Annotated in this window: 17 protein-coding genes and 3 tRNA genes; 8 read left to right on the top strand and 12 right to left on the bottom strand. The window is 62.6% G+C overall.

Annotated elements, in window-relative coordinates; translation table 11 throughout:
- Positions 1–7: 7 nt before the first annotated feature.
- The 5 genes from BG57_RS04895 to BG57_RS04875 form a co-directional block, all read right to left on the bottom strand.
- Positions 8–796, bottom strand: coding sequence for a phosphocholine cytidylyltransferase family protein (locus BG57_RS04895; RefSeq protein WP_035960624.1), 789 nt, complete (start codon positions 794–796; stop codon positions 8–10).
- 25 nt (positions 797–821) lie between these two features.
- A complete protein-coding gene (locus BG57_RS04890; protein ID WP_035960623.1) occupies positions 822–1,838 on the bottom strand; it encodes a flippase-like domain-containing protein in 1,017 nt (338 codons plus the stop codon).
- Positions 1,835–2,647 (bottom strand): HalD/BesD family halogenase, encoded by an 813-nt coding sequence (locus tag BG57_RS04885; protein ID WP_035960621.1) that lies wholly within the window; start codon positions 2,645–2,647, stop codon positions 1,835–1,837. Before BG57_RS04885 ends, BG57_RS04890 begins: the two co-directional genes overlap by 4 nt.
- Complete coding sequence (locus tag BG57_RS04880; protein WP_035961114.1) at positions 2,644–3,342, bottom strand: CDP-alcohol phosphatidyltransferase family protein; 699 nt, start codon at positions 3,340–3,342, stop codon at positions 2,644–2,646. The genes BG57_RS04885 and BG57_RS04880 overlap by 4 nt, the downstream gene beginning before the upstream one ends.
- Before the next feature lie 93 nt (positions 3,343–3,435).
- Positions 3,436–4,143 carry a DUF4136 domain-containing protein gene (locus tag BG57_RS04875; protein ID WP_035960620.1) on the bottom strand — a complete coding sequence of 236 codons (708 nt, stop codon included), beginning with the start codon at positions 4,141–4,143 and terminating at the stop codon, positions 3,436–3,438.
- 194 nt (positions 4,144–4,337) lie between these two features.
- Here BG57_RS04875 and pepN point away from each other — a divergent pair, with 194 nt between their 5' ends.
- From pepN to BG57_RS04850, 5 genes are all read left to right on the top strand, one after another.
- Positions 4,338–7,061 (top strand): aminopeptidase N, encoded by a 2,724-nt coding sequence (pepN, locus tag BG57_RS04870; protein ID WP_035960619.1) that lies wholly within the window; start codon positions 4,338–4,340, stop codon positions 7,059–7,061.
- A 151-nt stretch (positions 7,062–7,212) separates the two neighbouring features.
- A complete protein-coding gene (locus tag BG57_RS04865; RefSeq protein ID WP_035960618.1) occupies positions 7,213–8,232 on the top strand; it encodes a class 1 fructose-bisphosphatase in 1,020 nt (339 codons plus the stop codon).
- Positions 8,233–8,285: 53 nt separating this feature from the next.
- Positions 8,286–8,361: transfer RNA gene (locus BG57_RS04860), tRNA-Thr, on the top strand.
- 592 nt (positions 8,362–8,953) lie between these two features.
- Positions 8,954–9,103: a hypothetical protein gene (locus BG57_RS33300; RefSeq protein ID WP_035960616.1), complete on the top strand. Its 150-nt coding sequence runs from the start codon at positions 8,954–8,956 to the stop codon at positions 9,101–9,103.
- 210 nt (positions 9,104–9,313) lie between these two features.
- Positions 9,314–9,916, top strand: coding sequence for a chorismate mutase (locus BG57_RS04850; protein ID WP_035960613.1), 603 nt, complete (start codon positions 9,314–9,316; stop codon positions 9,914–9,916).
- A gap of 30 nt (positions 9,917–9,946) precedes the next feature.
- Here BG57_RS04850 and BG57_RS04845 read toward each other — a convergent pair whose 3' ends face one another.
- A complete protein-coding gene (locus BG57_RS04845; protein WP_035960611.1) occupies positions 9,947–11,092 on the bottom strand; it encodes an exonuclease domain-containing protein in 1,146 nt (381 codons plus the stop codon).
- A gap of 1,380 nt (positions 11,093–12,472) precedes the next feature.
- On the opposite strand from BG57_RS04845, the gene BG57_RS04840 reads away from it, so the two are divergent.
- The gene (locus BG57_RS04840) at positions 12,473–13,627 is read left to right on the top strand and encodes a porin (protein WP_035960609.1); all 1,155 of its coding nucleotides are present in this window, start codon (positions 12,473–12,475) and stop codon (positions 13,625–13,627) included.
- Between the two features lie 77 nt (positions 13,628–13,704).
- Here the strand turns inward: BG57_RS04840 and greB are convergent, their stop codons facing one another.
- Positions 13,705–14,256, bottom strand: coding sequence for a transcription elongation factor GreB (gene greB, locus BG57_RS04835; protein WP_035960607.1), 552 nt, complete (start codon positions 14,254–14,256; stop codon positions 13,705–13,707).
- Between the two features lie 188 nt (positions 14,257–14,444).
- On the opposite strand from greB, the gene BG57_RS04830 reads away from it, so the two are divergent.
- Together BG57_RS04830 and BG57_RS04825 are read left to right on the top strand one after the other, a co-directional pair.
- A tRNA-Arg gene (locus BG57_RS04830) sits at positions 14,445–14,521 on the top strand.
- An 86-nt stretch (positions 14,522–14,607) separates the two neighbouring features.
- Positions 14,608–14,684, top strand: a tRNA-Arg gene (locus tag BG57_RS04825).
- A 329-nt stretch (positions 14,685–15,013) separates the two neighbouring features.
- On the opposite strand, the gene BG57_RS04820 is transcribed toward BG57_RS04825, so the two are convergent.
- The 5 genes from BG57_RS04820 to BG57_RS04800 form a co-directional block, all read right to left on the bottom strand.
- Complete coding sequence (locus BG57_RS04820) at positions 15,014–15,505, bottom strand: phage protein NinX family protein (RefSeq protein ID WP_035960605.1); 492 nt, start codon at positions 15,503–15,505, stop codon at positions 15,014–15,016.
- A gap of 61 nt (positions 15,506–15,566) precedes the next feature.
- Entirely contained in the window at positions 15,567–17,936 is a 2,370-nt protein-coding gene (locus BG57_RS04815) for a RelA/SpoT family protein (protein ID WP_035961107.1), read from the bottom strand.
- Between the two features lie 135 nt (positions 17,937–18,071).
- A complete protein-coding gene (gene rpoZ / locus BG57_RS04810) occupies positions 18,072–18,275 on the bottom strand; it encodes a DNA-directed RNA polymerase subunit omega (RefSeq protein WP_006025620.1) in 204 nt (67 codons plus the stop codon).
- 69 nt (positions 18,276–18,344) lie between these two features.
- On the bottom strand, positions 18,345–19,019 hold the full coding sequence (gene gmk / locus BG57_RS04805; protein ID WP_035960603.1) for a guanylate kinase: 675 nt from the start codon (positions 19,017–19,019) through the stop codon (positions 18,345–18,347).
- Positions 19,020–19,028: 9 nt separating this feature from the next.
- Positions 19,029–19,973: a YicC/YloC family endoribonuclease gene (locus BG57_RS04800; protein ID WP_035960602.1), complete on the bottom strand. Its 945-nt coding sequence runs from the start codon at positions 19,971–19,973 to the stop codon at positions 19,029–19,031.
- Positions 19,974–20,099 lie beyond the last annotated feature (126 nt).

The raw sequence follows: 20,099 nt of genomic DNA, 5'->3' as shown, positions 1-20,099 counted from the left end.
TGTCTTTTTAGCCTGCGAACTGGCGCAGCGGGTTGAGCTGCGGCAGGACTTCATCGGCCGCGCGCTTCACGTCGTTCGGAAAGTCGATTTCGATCCACGGTGCGCCGGTCACATCGGCGATATCGAACACATGGCGCTGCTCCAGCAGAAGGTCGCGCACCGCTTCTTCATGCGGCATCTTCGCGCGGCCGGTCTGCACGTAATCCGCGACGATATCGGCAAGACGCGCGGCCGTCTTTTCATCGAAGCGAAAGAAGCCGACCGATTCGCCGATGGTGTCGTACTTCAAGCCCGCCGCCACCTGCTTGCGCAGTTCGACCGGCACGCCGTTTTCGACGCACAGTTTCACCGGCTCATCGCCGACTTCGAAGTCGCGGTCGATCAACAGACGGTTCACGGAGCCGCCCGCCACCAGCGGGTCGATGATGCGCTCGTCGTAGAGCACGTCGGCGTCCATCAGCAGCACGTCGCCGCCGCGCGTCATCGCGTCGCGCGCGGTGTGGACGGACAGCACGCTGCCGAGCGTGAATTCGCCGTTGACCATCGTTTCGGTCTGCGGCTTCCAGTCGATGGCCGCGAGTTCCGCATCGATCTGCTCGTGCTTGTAGCCCGTCACGAAGACGATCTCGTCGACGCCCGCGTTCTTCAGAAAATGCAGATGGCGTTCGAGCAGCGATGCATCGCCCGAACCGTCGCCGGTGCTGTCCTTGAAGCGCAGCAGACACTTTGGCTTTTGCTCGCCGTCGGGCTGGGCGAGACGCGAGCCCATCCCGGCCGCAAGAATGATTGCGCGCATGGTGTTGTTTCCCTTCCAGGGGTAGTCAGTCGATTTCCGGCACGCGCGCAAGACGGCGGCGCTGCCAGCCTTTCTCAACGAAATGCAGATAGACGATGCCCGGCACGCCCAGCAGCAGTTCCCGCGCGCGCTTGGCGAGCGACAGCGCGAGCGCTGCTTCCGGCGGCAGGCCGACGAGGCGAGCGAGCAGCAGATAACCGCCCTCCTGCACGCCGAGCGAGCCGGGAATCATGAAGGCCGCGCCGCGGATCGCCTGGCCGAGACTTTCGAGCAGCAGCGCTTCGGTCAGTCCAACGGGATGGCCGAGCACATTGAGCGCGAGCCACACTTCCCCCGTCCCGACGATCCATCCGAAGAGGCTCAGGGCGAAGCTCGCCGCGACCTTGCCGCGCTCGCGATACAGCTCGTGGACGGCGGTATCGACGGCTTCGGCGCGCGTCACGAGCGACGACCAGTCGCGCTTCTTCGAGAAGCGCGCGGCGATGCCGGAGACGAAGCGCATCGCGCGGCCGAACAGACCGCGCCGCTGCGCGAGATAGAAGCCGAAGATCATCGCGCCGATCACGCCGACGACCGCGAGCACCGCGATCGATACGACCGCCGACGATCCGCCCGCCGCGTAATCCGTGAGCAGCACGACGCCGACGAGCGCGAAGATCAGTTGCCCCACGGTCTGCATCGTCGTGCTGACGGTAATGACGGCGGCGGCGTCACGCGCGCGCATGCCACGCTGCGAGAGATGGCGGACCATCAGCATCGGCCCGCCGATCTGGCCCGCGGGCATCAGGCTATTGACCGATTCGCCGGCCCAGCGCGCGAGCAGCGCATCGCGCAGGGAGACATCGCGTTGCCTGTGGGAAAAGAGCACGCTGATGGCCGCGCTGTCGACGATGAGCGGCACGAAGTGAAACGCCGCGACCGCGACGAGACCCCAGCCCGCTGCGGCGAGCGTCGATGCGACCGAGCCGAAACCTTGCCAGCCGAGCAGCGCGATGAACAACACCACGCCGACCGACAGCATGAACGTGCCCGCGCGGCTCATGCCTGTCCGTTCTTGCCGCCCTTGCGGCGAAAGACCTGGCTGAAGCCGAAGTACGCGATCGAGTCCTTCATGTTCGAGATGAAGCGCTGAAACGGCCGCATGTTCGGATTCGTCACGTATTCGAACGTGAGCGACACGCGCATTTCGTTCTCGCGAAGCGGCGTCACGCGGTGGCGCAGCTTGTCGCCATCGAAGAACACGAGCGCGCCCGGCGGATACTGCACCGAGCCCGGCTCCGGCGTCGCGTTCGGCGTGCGCGTGTGCAGTTCGTAATCGAGCCGGCAGGAGGAATCGTCGATCACGCCGAGCAGCATCGTATAGCGGCGGCCCTTGTAGTACGAGGTGTCGTAATGCCAGCCGATGTGGTCGCCCGGACGCGTATAGAAGTACAGCGCGTAGGCGTGGGGATCGTCTTCGGGCGAAAGCTGCAGCTTGTCGCCGCTGATGGCTTCGAGCCACTTGATCAGCGCCTCGGACCGGTACAGGTCCGCGATGAACGGCGCGAGCCTGTCGAGCGTGTGACGGCTCACGCTGCCGCCCGCCTTGTGGCCCGGCAGATAGTTGCGGTTCACAGCCGGCGTCACGTCGTGCACGGCGGCGATCAGGCGTTCGGTGTATTCGCGCGGCAGGAAGTCGTCGAGATAAAGAAAGGAGCCTTGTTTCTCGTAATCCGCGTGGAGCTTCGGCGCGGGCAGCGCCGCGAGACGCGCGTGGAGCGTGGCGTCGATTTCGTCCCGCGTGGGACGGCCGGCGTCCGCCGGATGCCGCTCGTGATGCAGGTTGCTGACCGGGGTTGCCGTATCGCTCATCTCACCGCCTGAAAATCGTTGCCGTCCTTGGCCGCTGCGCCTTTCGTATTCGACTGCACACGCCGTACGACGCGCCGGTAGTCCACCGCGACATACACCGCGAAGAGCGGCGCGCCGATGCATGCGGCGATCAGAAACGGCGTCATGCCGTTCAGGATCGTCACGACCGGCAGCAGGTACAGCACGTCTTCGGTTTCGAAACCGCCCATCGAAGCCTGCTTGGTGCCGGACTTGCCGACCATCGACTCGATGCGCATGCGCAGGAAGAAAATGATCGCGACCGCAACGCCGGCGACGCCGCCGAGCCACTGCGCCGCCGCGGCCATCGACGGATGATGCTCCGCCACGTAAAACCCGATGCCGAGGAACAGCAGCACGGTGATGAACGCGTCGGACGCGAGGTCGTAAAAGTGCCCGATTTTACTCGACTGACCACTGATGCGCGCGAGCTCGCCATCGGTGTGATCGACGAAATTCGACAGCGCGATCAGCAATGCGCCGAGCGTGCAGAGCCAGAAATCGCCGAGGGAAAGGTAATAAGCGCCCGCGAGGCCGATGGCCAGGCGCAGCGTCGTCAGATGATTCGGCGTAACAGGCGTGCCGACGAGCGGCGTGACGAGCACGCGGGCGAGCCGCGCGTCCCACGTGGCGGGCTTCGGGACGGTTTTGGGGTCGGGCGGACACGGTTTTGTCATGACCGCGAATATATCGCTAATCGGCCCGTGCTGCATGGATGCGGGCGGTCAGCGAAGTCTGCGAACGCCCGTTCCGACAAGGCTCGCAGCCTGTCACTCGACCCCTTTCGCCGCACCGCCGCCCGCGTTCGGTCCGGCCGATGCCGCCGTCTCGTTGCCGACGCCGCCGCTCTGATCGACCGGCAGCGTCACCGTGCGCACCGTGCCGTTGCCGAGCGGGAAATCCGCGAGCGCGCTGCGGACCAGAAACGGCATCGCGTGGAACAGCGACGCGTCGCCGGTCGAATTGACCGCACTCACCTTGTAGACCTCGCGGCCCGTCGTGCGATCCGTCATGCGAACCTGCAGCGCGTGGATGAAGACCGGATAGCTCTGATCGACGTAGCCGGTCGGGCCCCACGGGCCGTAGGGTCCCATGCCGCCCCACGGACCCCAGAACGGGCGGCCGTAATAGCCGTACATCGGCCAGGGATCGTAATAGACGGGCTGGCGCACGGTCAGCAGATCGCCGCGAACCGAATACGCGAGCGCCACCTCGTAGTGCGCGCTCGCTTCCGGAACCTGCTTGAACGCGTATCTCGCCAGTTCGTTCGCAACGAGCACTTCGTAGCTCGCCTGTTCGATGCTGTTCTGCTGCTCCGGCGTGCGCGCGAACGCGTAGGTGCGATTCGCGTCGCTGCCGGACCAGTCCGAGAAGGCGGTCACGCGAGTCTGGACGTAGCTCGTGCAACCGGCGAGCCACAACGCGCCCAGCACGCAGACGGCGCGCACAAGCGTGCTGGGAAACATCGAGAGATTCATGGTCTTCCTCACTTCGTCGAATGCCCTTCTCAGTTATAGATAGCAGTTGCCGCACTTGCCGGCTCGCATCCGACTCACGACGCCCGGCCGTTTTGTACAATGGTTCGACCCGCCTCGCCCGCATTCGTGCCTGTCTTCCCGCTTCCCGGCACGCCCATGCGACCGCGCCGCCATTCCACCTACACGATCTTGCCATGTCCAACACCGCACCGACCGCATCCGCTGTTATCCGCCGCGAGGACTACACGCCGCCCGCGTTTCTGATCGATTCGGTCGCGCTCGAGTTCGATCTCGTGCCATCCCGCACGGTCGTGAAGAACACCATGCGCCTGCGTCGCAATCCGGACGCCGCGAGCGCCGCGCCCCGCCTCGAACTGATGGGCGAACAGCTCGAATTCGTGAGCGCATCGATCGATGGCAAGCCCCACGCCGACGCTCATGTGACTGAAAACGGCCTGTCGATCGGCGATATTCCCGGCGACGCGTTCGAGCTGAGCATCGAAAGCATCTGCAATCCGGCTGAGAACACGACCTTGTCCGGGCTCTATGTGTCGAGCGGCAACTTCTTCACTCAGTGCGAGGCGGAAGGCTTTCGGCGCATCACCTATTTCCTGGACCGCCCGGACGTGATGTCGACGTACACCGTCACGCTGCGCGCCGACAAGGCGGCGTATCCGGTGCTGCTGTCGAACGGCAATCTGCTCGAAGAAGGCGATCTACCCGATGGCCGTCACTTCGCCACATGGGAAGACCCGTTCAAGAAGCCCAGCTACCTGTTCGCGCTGGTGGCGGGCAAGCTCGTGTGCATCGAAGAACGCATCAAGTCCAGTTCGGGCAAGGAAAAGCTGCTGCAGGTCTGGGTCGAGCCGCAGGATCTCGACAAGACGCGTCACGCAATGGATTCGCTGATCCACTCGATCCGCTGGGACGAAAAGCGTTTCGGGCTGGAACTGGATCTCGACCGCTTCATGATCGTCGCGGTGAGCGACTTCAACATGGGCGCGATGGAGAACAAGGGCCTCAACATCTTCAACACGAAGTACGTGCTGGCGAATCCGGAAACGGCCACCGACATCGACTTCTCGAACATCGAGGCGGTCGTCGGCCACGAATATTTCCATAACTGGACGGGCAACCGCGTGACCTGCCGCGACTGGTTTCAGTTGAGCCTGAAGGAAGGCCTGACCGTGTTCCGCGATCAGGAATTTTCCGCCGACATGGCCGCCGGCGATGCCGAAGGCGCGGCCAGCGCCGCCGCTCGCGCGACGAAGCGCATTGAAGACGTGCGCGTGCTGCGGCAGATGCAGTTCGCCGAGGACGCCGGCCCGATGGCGCATCCGGTTCGCCCGGAAAGCTATGTCGAGATCAACAACTTCTACACGATGACCGTCTACGAAAAAGGCTCGGAAGTCGTGCGGATGTATCAGACGCTGTTTGGCCGCGACGGCTTCCGGCGCGGCATGGACCTTTATTTCCAGCGCCACGACGGCCAGGCCGTCACCTGCGACGATTTCCGCCGCGCCATGGCCGATGCCAACAAGCGCGACCTCGCGCAGTACGAGCGCTGGTACAGCCAGGCCGGCACGCCGCGCGTGACGGTGCGCGCATCCTACGACGCCGCGGCCAAGCGTTACACGCTGACGCTCGCGCAGGGTTACGGCGAGACGTCGGAGGCGGCGCGCGCCACGCAGAAAGGGCCGCTCCTGATTCCGTTCTCGGTCGGTCTGATCGGCTCGAACGGCGCGGACTTGCCGCTGCGCCTCGAAGGCGAGCAACAGCCGGGCGGCACGACGTGCGTGCTCGAATTCACCGAGCGCGAGCAATCGTTCACGTTCGTCGATGTCGATGAACCGCCGCTGCCGTCGCTGCTGCGCAATTTCTCCGCGCCGGTCATCGTCGATTTCGATTACACGAACGAACAGCTCGCGTTCCTGCTCGCCAACGACAGCGATCCGTTCAACCGCTGGGAAGCCGGCCAGCGGCTCGCGACGCGCGAGTTGCTCGCGTTGGCCGCGCGGGCTTCAAAGGGCGAGGCGCTTGCCATCGACGATGAAACGATCGCCGCGTTCGCCCGCGTGCTCGACGACACCACACTCACGCCCGCTTTCCGCGAACTCGCGCTGATGCTGCCGTCCGAGAGCTATCTCGCCGAGCAGATGAGCGTGTCAGATCCGGCCGCCGTCCACGCGGCGCGCGTGTTCATGAGCCGGCAACTGGCGTCGCGGTTGCGCGACAAGTGGCTCGCGCTCTACGAGGCGAACCGCACGCCGGGGGAATATCGTCCGACGCCGGAGGATGCCGGCAAGCGCGGCCTGAAGAACCTCGCCCTCGCGTATCTGAGCCAGCTCGACGATCCGCGTGACGCCGTTCAGCTCGCGCAAAAGCAGTACGACGACGCCAACAACATGACCGATCGCTCGGCGGCCCTGTCGGCGCTGTTGCTCGCGAGCGCGACGGCGGGCGCGAGCGCAAGTGCCGCCGATGCCGCGCTCGAGGACTTCTATCGCCGCTTCGAGAAGGAGCCGCTCGTCATCGACAAGTGGTTCGCCCTTCAGGCGACGCAACGCGGCGGCGCGGATCGCAAGGTGATCGATATCGTGCGCAATCTCATGCAGCATCCGGCGTTCAACATCAAGAACCCGAATCGCGCCCGCTCGCTCATCTTCAGCTTCTGCAGCGGCAATCCCGCGCAGTTCCATGCCGTCGACGGTTCCGGCTACGCGTTCTGGGCCGAACAGGTGATCGCGCTCGATGCGTTGAATCCGCAGGTCGCCGCCCGTCTGGCGCGCGGACTCGAGATGTGGCGACGCTTCACGCCGCAGCTTCGCGAGAAGATGCACGCGGCGTTGACCGAAGTGGCGTCGAAGGTGAAGTCGCGCGACGTGCGGGAAGTCGTGGAGAAAGCGCTCGCGTCCTGAGCGCGTTCCACAGCCCTGACGGCCGCCGCGCGACGATTCGCGCGGCGGCCGTTCTCGCTTATGGCGGGCATCAGCGGGCACTGTCATAAAGAATGACCGAATCGAGCGGTTAGAATCGTGAACATTCGTCTAAACGCTCACGGAGCTTCGCATGTCCTCCATCTCCAGCCGTACCACGCTGACCAAGTATCTGATCGAGCAGCAGCGTGAACATCAAAACCTGCCGGCCGACCTGCGCCTGTTGATCGAAGTCGTCGCGCGGGCTTGCAAGCAAATTGGCTATCAGGTGAGCAAAGGCGCTCTCGGCGACGCGCTCGGCTCGGCAGGCAGCGAGAACGTTCAGGGCGAAGTGCAGAAGAAGCTCGACGTGCTGTCGAACGAAATTCTGCTCGAAGCCAACGAATGGGGCGGGAATCTGGCCGCGATGGCATCGGAAGAGATGGAAAAAATCTTCCCGATTCCCAACCGCTATCCGAAGGGCAATTACCTGCTGACCTTCGATCCGCTCGATGGCTCATCCAACATCGACGTCAACGTGTCGATCGGCACGATCTTCTCGGTGTTGCGCTGCCCCGACGGCGCCGATCCGACCGAAGCGGCGTTCATGCAGCCTGGCTCGGCGCAGGTGGCCGCGGGCTACGCGGTGTACGGCCCGCAAACGGTGCTCGTGCTGACCACGGGCAACGGCGTGAACTGCTTCACGCTCGACCGCGAACTCGGCTCGTGGGTGCTGACGCAGCGCGACATGCAGGTGCCGGCCGACACCAATGAGTACGCCATCAATGCCTCCAACGTCCGCCACTGGTACGAGCCGGTGCAGCGTTACGTAGGTGAGTTGAACGAGGGCAAGGACGGCCCGCGCGGCACGGATTTCAACATGCGCTGGATTGCGTCGATGGTGGCGGACGTGCACCGCATCCTGACTCGCGGCGGCATCTTCATGTATCCGGCGGATCGCCGCGACCCGTCGAAGCCCGGCAAGCTGCGCCTGATGTACGAAGCGAATCCGATGGCGTTCATCGTCGAGCAGGCCGGCGGCGCGGCGACTAACGGCGAACAGCGCATCCTCGATATCGTTCCGACGAGCCTGCATCAGCGCGTGCCGGTCTTCCTCGGCTCGAAGAACGAGGTGGAGCGCGTCACTGCCTACCATCTCGAAAAGAAAAATTGATTCAGGGTATTGTCAAAACGAGAAAGTGCTCGCTATAATCTTGTTTCTCTGATGCCGGAATAGCTCAGACGGTAGAGCAGCGCATTCGTAATGCGAAGGTCGGGGGTTCGATTCCTCTTTCCGGCACCATCAAGATTCAGCATCAAACAAAAACCCGCGTTCACGCAAGTGACGCGGGTTTTTGCTTTGGGCTGTCGTTGTGTCGTCGGCGACGAGCTCGCAGCGCACACTGCGCCTGGTCGAATGGAGCGTCGATTGCGCCCTTCTTGCGGTTTCGTTTCGCATCTGCTCAACCGCGCTCGCTAATTCGCTTCTTATGTGCGGTTTCATACAACGGCGACCCATTTTCCGCTCCGCAGCATGAGGCGGCAACGATGGTTTCCCGGTATCGTTATACCTATAGGGGAGCGGCTAAAGTCGAAAGCGTGTGATAGGCGCGTCGGCCGCGCACCCAGACGCCACGCCGCTTCGCGAGCGCTCACATCCATTAGGCAATGCGAAGTTTTTGCTGGAACACGCCGGTCCTTCGATCAAGCATCAAGCGCAAATTACCGAAGGACTCAAGAACGATCGTGCCGGATCCAACGCGCCGCTCAAGTCAGGCCGCGACGATCCGATAACGCATAAAGAGAAGGAAGTGGTATTGGATTAGTAAGGATGCGATCGCGCGAAAGCCGCATCCGTAGCAACGCAACAGTTGATGTCACCCGAGGAGAGAACCATGGACGCCAAACCGACGAAGATCCCGACGCCCGACAAAGTGTATTCCCCGGACCCGGAGCCGGTGGCCGTCGAGTTTCTCGCGACCGAGCTGCCGGCGCATGTGCGCGCGTTCTTCGACGAACAGCGCAAGATGGCGTCGTCGAACTAAGGGCGGCGAGTCTTATCGCTCCGTCGTCGACGTGATCGCGACGCCCGCGCGCAAGGCGCACCCGGACTACGCAGTCCGCATTTGGCTCGACGCCGAGGGGCGTCGCGCGCGCTCGAACATCGTCGAGCATCGCTGCCCGGCGCGCATCCGTCCCGCCGGCTGAAGTCGCTGCGCTATGCTGGCGCTTTCGTCAGCTTCCGCCCACGACCGATGCGCCGACCTTCCCTTCTCCGCCCGCTCCACGCGATTACCGCCGCTTCGGCGCTGTTCCTCGCCCTCGCCAGCCCGGCCCACGCCGACGGCGACGACACCGCGTTCACCAATCTCATCGCACTGGTTTCGCAACGGCTCGCTTTGGCCGAACCGGTCGCGCGCTGGAAATGGGCGAACCACGAGCCGATCACCGACGAACCCCGCGAGGCCGCGTTATTGAAACAGGTCGAACAGCGGGCACGCGCGGCGGAAGTGGACCCGGAATTCGCGCAACAGTTCTTCCGCGATCAGATCGACGCCAGCAAGGACGTGCAGAACGCCCTCTTCGCCAACTGGCGCGCGCTGCGGGCCGCTCCCGAAGGCACGCCGCCCGATCTCGCCAGGGACACACGGCCAAAACTGGACCAGCTCACGCGCTCGCTGTTGAGCGCACTGGCGCGCGTCGAGCCGATCCGTCATGCCGACGACTGCCCGCTTCGCCTCGCCGACAGCGTCGCGCGCTGGAAGCATCTGACGCGCTATGAATCGTCGATGAACGCGCCGCTTTCGCGCGCCCTGTCGCATGTTTGCGCGGGCGGCGGTGTGGGCGCCGTGGGTTGAATCCGGCGCGTCCAACCGGGTTACGTCGCGTCACGTCGCGCTGACGAGCGCATCCAGCGCGAGCGGCGTGATCGCCAGCCCCCGCGAAAGGCGCTCGGCGAGAATCCGATAAGTCGCCAGATCGAACGCATTGGGCTTGGCGGACGTGCATAACGTCCGCGCTTCGGCCAACGTGCCAGCCGTCCCGAGATACTGCCAGTTGTCGACGACATGCCACGCGGGTTCACCCGTCGACGCGTCGCGCTCCTCGATGCCGATCGCCCCGGCATGCAGCCACGGCGCACCGCGCGCATCGCCGGCTCGTGACTTCGACACGCGATTCAGCGACGGACGCAGCGTCGCGACCATGTGCGCTTCGGCAAGCATCGCGCCGATTTCGCCGCCGGTCGCCTTCCATTCGACACGCCGCACGAGCGCGGCAAGCCGCATATCCTTCGCCGACCGGCGCGGGCCCGTCAGGTGTGAGCGCACCCGCTGACGCAATCGCACGCTTCGGCCGACATAGAGCGGCAGATCGTCGTCGCCATAGAACGTATAAACGCCGCAGCCCGCCGGGATGCACTCGATTGTGTCTTCGTCGATATGCGCGGCAAGCTGGAACCGGCGCGTGACGCGCTCCATATGCGCGCGCAGCACGTCGGACGGATGCGCGCCATGGAGATGCTGCCAGAACTGCCAGAGCAGATCGGCGTCCGCGAGCGCGCGATGCCGCGCCGAAGGCAACAGCGCATGACGTTCGACGAGCGCATCGAGGCCATGCCGCGCTTCCTGCGGATAGATCGCGCGGGAAAGCTGCACGGTACAGAGCACGTCGGGCGAGAAGCGCATGCCGATACGCCTGAAATCGCCCTTCAGGAATCCGTGATCGAAGTGCGCGTTATGCGCGACGAAGAGCCGCCCGCTCATCCGCTCCATCAGGTCCGAAGCGAGTTGCTCGAACGTGGGTGCGTCGCGGACCATTGAATCGTGGATGCCGGTCAACTGGCGGACGAACGCGGGAATCGGCCTGCCGGGATTGACGAGGGTCGTCCATTGCGACACGCCTTGCGGCCCCGCCTCGACGATACCGATTTCGGTGATGCGGTCGACGCCGAAGGTGCCGCCAGTCGTTTCGAGATCGACGAAGACGACGGGGTCGGCGGGCAGTGCGGATTCAGGCAAGAAATCGGGGCGCATCGTGGGACGGCGGGTCAGGGGAAGATGGCGATCATGAGGGCGATCAGATCGTGCATTCTAACGTACAGTGTTTTGCACGCGGCGGCGGGCTGGAGCGCGTTGGCGTCGGTAAAAATGCGGTGTCGGCGGATATGATTTTTTATTGATTGGTAGTTACACCGATTTACGACGCAGGCGAACGCGACTTTCGGGATTCAACTTCATTGAACCAAAATTCGAATGACGGGCAATTCGGATAACCCGATTGTAGAAAAACGTTAGCGTCGCATCGAATCTTTTTTGTCGTCAATTTCGGTGTGATATATGGCGCGCGGCATTCCCGCGAACTTGACCCAACGCCGCCGCCGCGCCTTCCTCAGCCACGCTGGCTAGCCCGCAGGACGCCGCGCCCACCAAGCCAGGCGCGGCTGTAGTGGTTCCCTGCGCGAACGTCTTTGGATTCAGCGCCGCTTTCCGTTAATAAAAAATTGAACGTTCGCCGGGGTTTATCGTCCATTGTTTTTTCTTAATAACGACGACGATTTTTTATTATCGGATTCGCAGAACCGCTCATCTTCTTTTAAACGCATCTCGGATTAATTCGGCGTCCGATCTTCTCCGTGCTTTAATCACGAAATTGCTTAATCGGACCTGAAGCGCTCAGTAACTTCATTAGCCCATTTCTCCCGCCTCTTGCGATTCTCACCAGTGAAGCAAATTCTGCTTGCAAATAACTCCCCGCGTCTCGGAAGATTTTTGGCAGAACTTGCCGCTTACCTCGAAAGATAGGTAACGATATCACGCGGACTTTAAGGCAAGCCACCTCTTACGCGGCCTGTTCGCTAAAGGCCGCTGCCCGCCTACGCCCCGCCCGGCTTGACGCTCGGGCGCACTGGCGAAAAAAAAAGCGCGACCGGGAAGTCGCGCTGACAAAGTTTGGAGATCTTTTCCGTCAACGAAAAAGTCTGCTTCGGAAAGCAGAAACCGCAGTATAGCGATAACCCCATCGAGCATTACGTTCGGAACGCACAAACGTCTGTTTCTTTAAGCTCAACAATCAACACTTCGGCCGTTTCCCATTGCCGACGCCTTAGTTTCATGTAGCACTTCCGCAACGTCGTTCTGTTGACACCGTGGTCTTTACGACTTTATTCGCCGATAACCCATTGTGAATAAAGGGAAAACAGGCGCGATTCGATCATTGCTGATCGGAGAATGATTTATTGCGGAAAGTGGAACGCCCCATCTGTAACGCCGTCTTTACACTTCGTCTGGTCCGGAAACAAATGTGTCGCACCTTCGGACGCATTGCTCCCCGACAGCGCCTCTCGCAGCGCGTCGCACGGAGGTTTCCTCAAAGCCTGGGACCCTTAGGCCCAATCTGCTCTCGGAGTTACAAAGATGAAAAAGACTCTCATGGTCGCTGCCCTGTCGGGCGTCTTCGCTACCGCCGCCCATGCGCAAAGCAGCGTCACGCTGTACGGCCTGATCGATGCGGGCATCACCTACACGAACAACCAGGTGACGACGGTCGGCGGCCCTGGCCACAGCAACTGGAAGGCGACGAGCGGCTCGGTCAACGGCAGCCGTTGGGGCCTGCGTGGTTCGGAAGACCTCGGTGGCGGCCTGAAGGCGATCTTCACGTTGGAAAACGGCTTCAACATCATGAACGGCACGAACGGCCAAGGTGGTCGTGAGTTCGGCCGTCAGGCATTCGTCGGTCTGTCGAGCAACCAGTTCGGCGCCGTGACCCTCGGCCGTCAGTATGACTCCGTGGTCGACTTCCTCGGGCCTCTGGCTCTGACGGGCACGCAATACGGCGGCACGCAGTTCGCCCACCCGTTCGACAACGACAACCTGGACAACACGTTCCGCGTCAACAACTCGGTCAAGTACACGAGCGCGAACTACGCTGGCTTCAAGTTCGGCGCGATGTACGGCTTCTCGAACGAAGCAGGCGGTTTCGCGGATAACCGCGCTTACAGCGCAGGCGTGTCGTACAACTACGGTCCGTTGAACATCGCTGGCGCGTACATGCAACTGAACAACGTCGGCTCGGCGAACGCCGCTGGCGCAGTCACCGGCGACAACACGCCGTTCGTGGCTGGCCGTCAGCGCATCTTCGGCGGCGGCATCAACTACGCGTTCGGCCCGGCGACGGTCGGCTTCGTGTTCACGCAGACGATGCTGGACAACGCAACCAGCATCACCAACGGCGGCACGCAAGGCGCAGGCGCCTTCCAGCTGACGAACGGTCACGTTCGCTTCACGAACTACGAAGTCAACGGCCGTTACAACCTGACGCCGGCTATGTCGCTGGCTGCGAACTACACGTACACGAACAGCCGCATCAACGGTATCGCACCGAAGTGGCATCAAGTCGACCTGCAAACGGCATACGCGCTGTCGAAGCGTACCGACGTGTACCTGCAGGGCGAATACCAGCACGTGACCGGCCTCGACGGTTCGGATCTGGGCGCGACGATCAACGGCGTCGGTATGTCGTCGTCGTCGAACCAGGTTTCGGCAACGGTTGGCGTCCGTCACCGCTTCTAAGCCGTATCCGCAGCACAGTTGTGAAAAAGCCGCTCTTCGGAGCGGCTTTTTTTCGTCCTGCGCCCTTCTCCGGGTGATCAGCGCGGGTAACGCACGTCGAGGATGTCGATCTGCTGAACGCCCGCCGGCGTGTGCAGCGGCACCGTATCGCCGATCTTCGCCTTCAGCAGTGCACGCGCGACCGGCGAGATCCAGCTGACGTGGCCGCGATCGAGATCGACCTCGTCGATACCGACGATCGTCACGGTCTGCACGATGCCGTCGTCGCCCGCGTAATCGACTGTCGCGCCGAAAAACACCTGATCGACGTTCTCCTGCTTGCGCGCATCCACGACTTCGGCAAGATCGAGCCGCTTGGTCAGAAAGCGGATACGCCGGTCGATTTCTCGCAGACGCCGCTTGCCGTAGATGTAGTCGCCGTTCTCCGAGCGATCGCCGTTGGACGCCGCCCAGGACACGAGCTTGACCACTTCGGGACGGTCGTTGTCGAGAAGTCGCAGCAACTCGCTTCGCAGCCTCTCATGGCCTGCTGGCGTGATGTAGTTCTTCGAGCCGGCCGGGACATCGGGCTGGTTGAGTTCGAGGTCGTCGTCGCTCTCGTCGGATTCTTTGACAAATGCCTTGTTCATCGTGCAAACCGGTTTCAGGGTGCCGCAGTTGGATTCAGACCATCAACTTACCACGTCGCAAGAAGCGGGCGCGGTGAGGCTCGTCCGGAGGCTGGAAGGACAGCGTTTGAATGAAGAGGCAGCAGCGATTTTCCGGTCGAAAACGCTTCCTTTTTGAAAACGGCTTCGCTATAATTCCGCTTCTGCGTGCGGCTGTAGCTCAGTTGGATAGAGTACTTGGCTACGAACCAAGGGGTCGTGGGTTCGAATCCTGCCAGCCGCGCCACTCATTCCGGTGTTTTCGTTTCGAGCGAAGGCATCGAGCGCTTAACCAAAAGCGCATTGAAGTAATATAGCAGTACCGTTTTGCGTGCGGCTGTAGCTCAGTTGGATAGAGTACTTGGCTACGAACCAAGGGGTCGTGGGTTCGAATCCTGCCAGCCGCGCCATTTTTCGAAGGGCCTTCCAGATGGAAGGCCCTTTTTGTTTTGGGGCCCAGATATTGGCGCGTGATCGAGCCTTGCGCCGGATGGCAGCGCGACGCGCTGTTCCGCACTCGCGCCGTCAGACTGGGAGATTTCCGCGCCAAGCCCGGCTGCGCCACGAGGCGACGCGTCCGCCGCCCACGGATGCTATGGGCGGTGTAGATGCTGCTTCGTTGCATGGGATCGGGCAGAGACGCCAAAGCGCCACCTCAATCAAGTGCCTCGCCGGCGACGGACGCATCAATAGTCCGCCACGGGACAACCTCCCCGCCGCACCCGAACATCAAGAAAGCTCAAGGCCGCGGCGCCGACCGCACATCCCCGATCCGCCCTTCAGGAACAGGAACATCCCCCGCCGTGCTAACGGCGGTCTGCTCCGAGATCGATTCAGCCCGCGTACCAAGCAAAGTCTGCGGATGCCGCAGATAAACATCCTCGACAGTATCGCCGAAAGAATGCTGCACGAACGCGCGCAGCAGCGCGATGCGCAGCGACGGCCCGCGCCCTTGCACCGGCTGGCCCTGCGCGCCGAACGTCACCGTGCATTGCACCTCGCCACGCCCGTGATCGCTCATCTCCAGCCGGCAGGCGCGCTCCAGTACGACGGAAGCCGCCTCCCATGACGTCGATGGAAGGAATCGCCCGTCCCATGCCTTGCCGCGGTCAGTGCCGCGAATGGAGAGCGTCTCTCCGCTGTCGGTGAAGTAGATTTCGCGGATAAAGTCGTGCAGCCCGCGCGCGACCCAGTAGTCGAGCGTGGCGCCTTCGAGATCGGAAGTTTTCATTGCGGCGTTTCCCATGCTTTCGGTCGAATGACGAAAGGCATGCACGCCGCGTTCCCGCCGCTCAGTAGTCGGCGCGTTCCCGGTCGACACGCATGCCGCCGTCCTGATTGCGATGATGCGGCTCGTCGCTCGGACGCTCCCGCGCAATGCGCATCACGTCCAGGTTCGTGCGCACGCGGCGCATCACGTTGGCGAGATGCACGCGGTCGCTGACCTGAATCACGAAACGCAACAGCTTGGCTTCCTGCGAGACATCTTCGTCCATCGCGATATGCACGATGTTCGCATCCGCCGACGTGATGTCCGCCGCGACGCGCGCGAATACGCCCTTGGTGTTCCGCACGAGCACCTTCACGGCAACATCGAAGAGACGGCCAGGCTGCGGCGCCCACGCGACGTCGATCCAGCGGCCCGGATCGCGCCGATGAATGCGTTGCGCGACGCGGCACTCCGTCGTGTGAATCGCCATGCCGAGCCCGATGCCGATATAGCCCATGATGTTGTCGCCGGGAATCGGGCGGCAACACGGCGACAGTTGCACCGACATGCCCTCGGTGCCCGTGATCACCACCGGCGGCGCGGTATTCGTGTTGTGATGCTCGCGATGCGGATGCTCGTCGTCATCGGCGATGCCGTTCATCAACACTTCGATGCGCTTCGCCATCACCGCCGCCACGCGACGGCCAAGGCCAATGTCCGCGAAAATTTCCTGGCGCGTCTTGTTGCCCGTCCACTGCACGAGCTTTTCCCACACTTCCGGCGTGACTTCGGACAATGCGAGGCCGTAGCCCTTGAGACTCTGGTCGACGAGCCGCTCGCCCAGTTGCACCGACTCGTTCAACCGCATCGTCTTGAGATAGTGACGAATGGCCGAGCGCGCCTTGCCGGTGCGCACGAAGCCGAGCCACGCGGGATTCGGCTTCGAATACGGCGCGGTGATCACTTCGACGATATCGCCGCTCTTCAGCTCCGTGCGCAGCGGCAGCAACTCGTTGTTGATCTTCACCGCGACGCACTGATTGCCGAGGTCGCTGTGGATCGAATACGCGAAGTCGAGCGCGGTCGCGCCGCGCGGCAGCGGCATGATCTTCGACTTCGGCGTGAAGACATAGACCGCATCCGGGAACAGGTCGATCTTGACGTGCTCAAGGAATTCGCTCGAATCGCCGGCTTCGCTTTGAATGTCGAGCAGGGATTTCAACCACTGATGCGCGCGCTTCTGCACATCGTTGAGGTCCGCGCCGCCGTTCTTGTAGAGCCAGTGCGCCGCGACGCCCGCTTCGGCGATCTCATGCATCTTGCGCGTGCGAATCTGAAACTCGATGGGCGCGCCGAACGGCCCGACGAGCGTCGTGTGCAACGACTGATAGCCGTTGACCTTCGGAATCGCGATGTAATCCTTGAACTTGCCCGGCACGGGCTTGTAGAGCGCATGCAGCGCGCCGATGCACGTATAGCATTCCAGCGCGCTCTCGACGACGACGCGAAAGCCGTAGACATCGAGCACTTGCGAGAACGACAACTGCTTGTCGCGCATCTTCTTGTAGATGCTGAAGATGGTCTTCTCGCGGCCGGTGACTTCGGCGCAAATTTTCGCATCCGCGATAGTGCGCTGCACCGCTTCGAGAATCTTGCCAACCACTTCGCGCCGGTTGCCGCGCGCCGACTTCACCGCTTTTTCAAGCGTGGCGTAGCGATTCGGGTTGAAGTTCGCGAAGCTCAGATCCTGCAACTCGCGATACGTGTTGTTCAGGCCGAGCCGATGCGCAATCGGCGCGTAGATGTCCAGTGTTTCGCGTGCCACGCGGCGGCGCTTTTCCGGCGGCACCGCGCCGAGCGTGCGCATGTTGTGCAGCCGGTCCGCGAGCTTGACGAGAATCACGCGGACGTCGCGCGCCATCGCGAGCAGCATCTTGCGGAAGTTCTCCGCCTGCGCTTCCTCGCGATTGCGAAACTCCATCTTGTCGAGCTTCGACAAGCCATCGACCAGTTCCGCGACTTTCGCGCCGAAGCGCTCCGCGATCTCCGTCTTGGTCACGCCCTGATCTTCGATCACGTCGTGCAGGAGCGCCGCCATGATCGATTGCGCGTCCAGCTTCCAGCTCGCGCAGATTTCCGCGACCGCAACCGGATGCGTGATGTACGGCTCGCCGCTCTGGCGATACTGCCCGAGATGTGCTTCGTCGCTGAAGTGGAACGCCGCCTTGACTTCCTTGATCTCGTCGGCCGAGATGTAGCTCGCGAGCGCGTTCGTCAGGTTCGCGATGGAAACGACGTCGTGCTTGCGCGGCTGCTCCGGCGTCGCGGTCGGGCCGAACAGATGACGGAAAGACTGTTCGAGGACTGCATCGATGTACTTGCGCGCGGCGTGCGGCTTGTCGGCGTCGAGAAGCGCGTCCTGGTCGATGTCGGAATCGGTCTCGGGGTCCACGGACGCGGAGACGGGCAACGGTGTCTGACTCAAGTTCGCCTCCGTGTTCGTGTGACGCGCCGCCTGACGATCTGTCGCGCCGGTTGCAAGAAGTGAAACACCGATGAAGCGATAAGACTCTGAAGCCGGCGGCCCTTAAACGGGCACCTTCTTCAGCATTTCGACGCCCACCTGTCCGGCTGCGATCTCGCGCAGCGCGACGACGGTCGGCTTGTCGCGGCTTTCGATTTTCGGGGTGTGGCCTTGCGCCAGTTGGCGCGCGCGATACGTTGCCGCGAGCGCGAGCTCGAAGCGATTCGGAATTTGTTTCAGGCAGTCTTCGACGGTAATGCGGGCCATGTTTGTTTCCTTCTCAATATGAGTTTTATTCTACCTTATGTGACCGGTACGGCTTGGCCACGGCTCGCGTCAGGACGCGTGCGAGGGATGAATGCCGAGGTCGACGAAAAGCTGTGTATGACGCGCGTATTGCGACGTGAAGCGCAGCCGCGTCGCGGTGACGAGGCATTGCAGTTCGGTGAGCGCGCGATCGAAGTTTTCGTTGATGACCACGTACTCCGCTTCCGATGCATGCGCCATCTCGCTGCCCGCCGCGAGCAGACGGCGCACGATGACTTTCTCCGAGTCCTGGCCGCGCTTCTTGAGCCGGTCCTCGAGCGCATCCAGCGACGGCGGCAAGATGAAAATCTCCACCGCGTTGCGGAACTGCTTCTTCACCTGCTGCGCGCCCTGCCAGTCGATTTCGAGCAGCACGTCGTGGCCCATCTTCATCTGGTCTTCGATCCACAGGCGCGAGGTCGCATAGTAGTTGCCGTGGACTTCGGCGCTCTCCAGGAACTCGCCCTTGCCGTGGCGTTCCATGAAGTCTTCGACCGACACGAAGTGATACTGCACGCCGTTGGTTTCCGTCGGACGCGGATCGCGCGTCGTGTACGACACGGACAGGCGAATCGCCGGGTCCTGTGCGAGCAGCGCGTTGACGAGCGTGGACTTGCCAGCGCCCGAAGGCGCGACCACCATGAACAGGTTGCCGGGATAGACGCCCGTGTAGTTGCTATGCGAGCGGTGTGCGGTGTTCGGCATGATGTTGCGTTACTCCAGATTCTGTACTTGTTCGCGCATCTGTTCGATGAGCAGCTTGAGCGTCATCGATGCATCCGCGAGTTCCTTCGCCGCCGCCTTCGAGCCGAGCGTGTTCGCTTCGCGATTCAGCTCCTGCATCATGAAGTCGAGCCGCTTGCCGACCTTGCCGCCCTTCTGCAAGACGTGACGCGTTTCAGCGAGATGCGCGGTCAGGCGCTGCAATTCTTCGGCGATATCGATGCGAATGCCGTACATCGTCACTTCCTGACGGATGCGCTCCGCGATCTCTTCGCGCGGCACGCTCGTCGTGGCCGTGTTTTCGGCGGTCGCGACGCCGAGCGCGTCCTGCAATCGCTCGACGATCTTCTGCTGATGCTTGGCAATCAGTTCCGGCACCAGCGGCGTGATGCGCGCGACGATGCTTTCCATCTCCGTCACGTTGTTGATGAGCACGTTGCCGAGCGCCGCGCCTTCACGCGCGCGCACGTCGATGAGATCGGCGATCGCCTGCTTGCCGCATGCAAGCACCGCTTCACGCAGCGTTTCCGGCGACACGGAGCTTTCCGCCAGCACGCCCGGCCAGCGAAGAATCTCGCCGGTGCGCATGCGTTCGGCATCCGGGAAGACGTCGAGCACTGCGCGTTCGAGCGTCGCGAGTTGCGTGAGCGCCTCGCGATTGAGCGCGCCCGCATTGGCCGTCTGCTCGACGCGATTCAGGTTGATGCGAATATCGACCTTGCCGCGCGAGAGCTTCGTCATCAGCATTTCGCGCAATTGCGGTTCGGTCGCGCGCACGTCTTCGGGCATCCGGAAATTCAGGTCGAGAAAGCGCGAATTCACCGTGCGCAATTCCACCGAAACGCCGACGCCGGAACCGCCGGCGCCATTGGGTCCGGCGCCATCCGCGACGACTTCGCGCGTCGCGCTGGCATAGCCTGTCATGCTGTAGATCATGGTCCGTCTCGCGATGTGAGCCTTCCTTGCGAAGGCCGGTTCAACGAAACGCCCGGCGCGTCTGAAGGTGCTTTGGGATGAGCACGCGTGTGCCGCCGGGCGATGAATCGGCATTATCCCATTTTT

The sequence above is a fragment of the Caballeronia grimmiae genome (assembly GCF_000698555.1).
Taxonomy (GTDB): Bacteria; Pseudomonadota; Gammaproteobacteria; order Burkholderiales; family Burkholderiaceae; genus Caballeronia; species Caballeronia grimmiae.
Note: the sequence above shows the minus strand (reverse complement) of the source record. Positions and strands in the feature narration are given on the sequence as shown.

What these genes read in the sequence shown, in the direction of transcription:
- BG57_RS04895 (WP_035960624.1), bottom strand. Translation starts at nt 796, where the DNA reads ATGCGCGCAATCATTCTTGCGGCCGGGATGGGCTCGCGTCTCGCCCAG.
- BG57_RS04890 (WP_035960623.1), bottom strand. Translation starts at nt 1,838, where the DNA reads ATGAGCCGCGCGGGCACGTTCATGCTGTCGGTCGGCGTGGTGTTGTTC.
- BG57_RS04885 (WP_035960621.1), bottom strand. Translation starts at nt 2,647, where the DNA reads ATGAGCGATACGGCAACCCCGGTCAGCAACCTGCATCACGAGCGGCAT.
- BG57_RS04880 (WP_035961114.1), bottom strand. Translation starts at nt 3,342, where the DNA reads ATGACAAAACCGTGTCCGCCCGACCCCAAAACCGTCCCGAAGCCCGCC.
- BG57_RS04875 (WP_035960620.1), bottom strand. Translation starts at nt 4,143, where the DNA reads ATGAATCTCTCGATGTTTCCCAGCACGCTTGTGCGCGCCGTCTGCGTG.
- pepN (WP_035960619.1), top strand. Translation starts at nt 4,338, where the DNA reads ATGTCCAACACCGCACCGACCGCATCCGCTGTTATCCGCCGCGAGGAC.
- BG57_RS04865 (WP_035960618.1), top strand. Translation starts at nt 7,213, where the DNA reads ATGTCCTCCATCTCCAGCCGTACCACGCTGACCAAGTATCTGATCGAG.
- BG57_RS33300 (WP_035960616.1), top strand. Translation starts at nt 8,954, where the DNA reads ATGGACGCCAAACCGACGAAGATCCCGACGCCCGACAAAGTGTATTCC.
- BG57_RS04850 (WP_035960613.1), top strand. Translation starts at nt 9,314, where the DNA reads ATGCGCCGACCTTCCCTTCTCCGCCCGCTCCACGCGATTACCGCCGCT.
- BG57_RS04845 (WP_035960611.1), bottom strand. Translation starts at nt 11,092, where the DNA reads ATGCGCCCCGATTTCTTGCCTGAATCCGCACTGCCCGCCGACCCCGTC.
- BG57_RS04840 (WP_035960609.1), top strand. Translation starts at nt 12,473, where the DNA reads ATGAAAAAGACTCTCATGGTCGCTGCCCTGTCGGGCGTCTTCGCTACC.
- greB (WP_035960607.1), bottom strand. Translation starts at nt 14,256, where the DNA reads ATGAACAAGGCATTTGTCAAAGAATCCGACGAGAGCGACGACGACCTC.
- BG57_RS04820 (WP_035960605.1), bottom strand. Translation starts at nt 15,505, where the DNA reads ATGAAAACTTCCGATCTCGAAGGCGCCACGCTCGACTACTGGGTCGCG.
- rpoZ (WP_006025620.1), bottom strand. Translation starts at nt 18,275, where the DNA reads ATGGCCCGCATTACCGTCGAAGACTGCCTGAAACAAATTCCGAATCGC.
- gmk (WP_035960603.1), bottom strand. Translation starts at nt 19,019, where the DNA reads ATGCCGAACACCGCACACCGCTCGCATAGCAACTACACGGGCGTCTAT.
- BG57_RS04800 (WP_035960602.1), bottom strand. Translation starts at nt 19,973, where the DNA reads ATGATCTACAGCATGACAGGCTATGCCAGCGCGACGCGCGAAGTCGTC.